This window comes from Microvirgula aerodenitrificans DSM 15089 (assembly GCF_000620105.1).
In the GTDB taxonomy this organism is placed as follows: domain Bacteria; phylum Pseudomonadota; class Gammaproteobacteria; order Burkholderiales; family Aquaspirillaceae; genus Microvirgula; species Microvirgula aerodenitrificans.
In genome coordinates this window covers 1-2238 of sequence record NZ_JHVK01000051.1, presented here as the reverse complement: position 1 = coordinate 2238, position 2238 = coordinate 1, and the positions used below count along the sequence as shown (strand labels likewise).

The window sequence follows — 2238 nt, the reverse complement described above, 5'->3', positions numbered from 1 at the left end:
CGTATCCGCAAACGGATCTACAAAACCCGCGATCTGGCCCGCTCAGACGTGTTCGACTACATTGAAGCTTTTTACAACCGCACCCGCCGCCATAGCCACCTGGGTGGCATCAGTCCCGAGGCCTTCGAACGGGCCTCGGCGTGAGGCAGCTATTTGTCTACTGACCCCGGGATAGTCCAGACCCCTAGCCCCGAGATATGATGCTTGAACGTGCGGAAAGCGACACAATATAAATTGCATAACAACCACTTCATACACATCTGAACTCATGATCACCCCACAAGAACACGAATATTCGGTGATGGGAGGAGCCAATCGGGCCAAGGTTGGCCGGCTTCTGAGCTTTGCTGCGAGTGCCATCTCGGGTGCATTGGTATTCATGCTGCTAGCTGCTGTCGACTTGGCAAAAGAGTTCGGGTGGAACGCTAACGTGCCGCCGACGTTAATGTCGTTACTGGGGGCCGGTGCAGTATTTGGTTTCCTCTATTGGCTGCTGAACAAGTGGGCGTGGAAGTGGCCGGGTATTAGCTTCGTGCTGAACGTGCCCGACATCTCCGGCAATTGGGACTGCGTAGGGAAGACACTCGATAGCGAGGGCCCCACCAAGTACGACTGGCAAGCTGAAGTCACAATTGTTCAATCGTGGGACAGGCTGCGCATTCGCCTTTCCACCCAAACATCAGGATCCAGCAGCATCTCTGCCGCTCTCGCTCATGACAGCGTTGACGGGTTCGTGCTGCTCTATCACTACCGGAACGATCCCAAGGTTGGTGCTGTCGGCTTGGCGTCGCATACGGGCTGCTCCGTCATGACTATCGCCAAGGATCTTCAATCGGCGAGTGGTGACTACTTCAATGGCCGTGGCCGAATGAGCTTCGGCACGATGAACTGGACAAAGAGGAACTAATGGCTTCCGACATCGACTCTCGCCTCTTACAACTACGTGCACGCCGCAAGGGCGACCCTTCGGTAGGCACTTTTTCCGAGGCAGCATTAGCCTACAATAGGCAATTCGCTGCAGATGCTTTACAAGTGGAGGATTGGGAAACACGCGGCACTTCCAGTCAGCGCTGGACTCGGTACGCCATCGGTGCCATGCAGGCCGTTGGGAAGAAGTACACCGAGGTTAGCGAACAGACTGGTGAGCGGGTAGCTAGTCAATTGCGTGACCGGCTCATCAAAGCGGGTATCAATGCCGAATTCAAGCTGCAGGGTTCTGTACCTCTGGACGTTCACATCAAGCGGGTTAGCGACGTTGACGTGTTGGCCATTACGAAGGATTTCTTCACGTACGACCCTACGGGTGCGCAGGCTCTGCAGGGTGCATACAAATACCCTACACAACGGACTTCGGGCGGCGTTCTGAGCAGTCTTAGGCTGCAGATTGAGTCGGACCTTGATGATGCGTTTCCAGCCGCCAAGGTCGACAAAACTGGTGCTAAAGCGGTCAAGGTGTCGGGAGGGTCGCTGCCGCGCTCCGTCGACGTGGTGCCTGCCCACTGGTATGACACCAAGGAGTATCAGGCGAGCGGCCGACAGGCCGATCGCACAGTAACGATCTACAACAAGCAGACTGGCGAGACGATCGACAACCTGCCATTCCTTCACATCGAGCGTGTAGGTAGCCGATGTGACAACATCGGCGGAGGCTTGCGTAAAGCAATTCGCCTTTGCAAAAACGTCAAGGCTGACTCTGATCGCGATATCCAGCTCTCCAGCTATGACATTGCCGCCATCATGTACCACGCAAACATGAACGCGTTGCTGCTGGGCCGGTACAGTGATCTCGCGGTTTTAGCAGAGACGCAGCGTCACCTCGATGCCCTTTATCAGGATCCGGGGGCTGCCGGCAGGCTGTGGGTTCCTGATGGAAGCCGCATAATTTTTGATGCCCCAGAGAAGCACGATTGGCTACGGGGGCTATCCATTGAGATGGATCAGCTCTTGAAGAACGTCTTCCAGGAAAATTTCCCCAGCATAGACTCGTCCATCCCGTCACAAGGCGTACAGCGCGAATGTATCAAAGCGTTGACAGTGTAGGTGTTCCAACCACTGGACTTGCCCCCGTACCTTAGGACACCCGTTCCCGCCTCAGGTTGAAGGAATCGCCAGCCGTCGGAACTCCCGGGGGGACCGGTAGCCCAGCGCGCTATGTGGGTGGTGCTCGTTGTAATGGGCAAAGGCCTGCGCCAGGTTCGCCAGTGCGGTTTTCCCGTCCGGCTTTGGCATGAAGGCGAT

4 protein-coding genes are annotated in these 2238 nt (G+C 56.1%); 3 read left to right on the top strand and 1 reads right to left on the bottom strand.

Features of this window, described 5'->3' with window-relative positions:
- The 3 genes from Q352_RS21885 to Q352_RS0117895 all read left to right on the top strand — a co-directional run.
- A partial coding sequence (locus Q352_RS21885) for an IS3 family transposase (protein WP_036386960.1) occupies nucleotides 1-144 on the top strand: 144 nt, incomplete at its 5' end.
- Between the two features lie 124 nt (nucleotides 145-268).
- Nucleotides 269-907: a Cap15 family cyclic dinucleotide receptor domain-containing protein gene (locus tag Q352_RS0117900; RefSeq protein WP_028500498.1), complete on the top strand. Its 639-nt coding sequence runs from the start codon at nucleotides 269-271 to the stop codon at nucleotides 905-907.
- Nucleotides 907-2040 (top strand): nucleotidyltransferase family protein, encoded by a 1134-nt coding sequence (locus Q352_RS0117895; RefSeq protein WP_028500497.1) that lies wholly within the window; start codon nucleotides 907-909, stop codon nucleotides 2038-2040. The genes Q352_RS0117900 and Q352_RS0117895 overlap by 1 nt, the downstream gene beginning before the upstream one ends.
- 51 nt (nucleotides 2041-2091) lie before the next feature.
- Here the strand turns inward: Q352_RS0117895 and Q352_RS21880 are convergent.
- Nucleotides 2092-2238, bottom strand: a 147-nt coding sequence (locus Q352_RS21880; protein ID WP_036386959.1) for an integrase core domain-containing protein, incomplete at its 5' end; no start/stop codon positions are given.

Excerpts from the sequence above, each read along its gene's own strand:
- Q352_RS0117900 (WP_028500498.1), top strand. The coding sequence starts at position 269 with ATGATCACCCCACAAGAACACGAATATTCGGTGATGGGAGGAGCCAAT.
- Q352_RS0117895 (WP_028500497.1), top strand. The coding sequence starts at position 907 with ATGGCTTCCGACATCGACTCTCGCCTCTTACAACTACGTGCACGCCGC.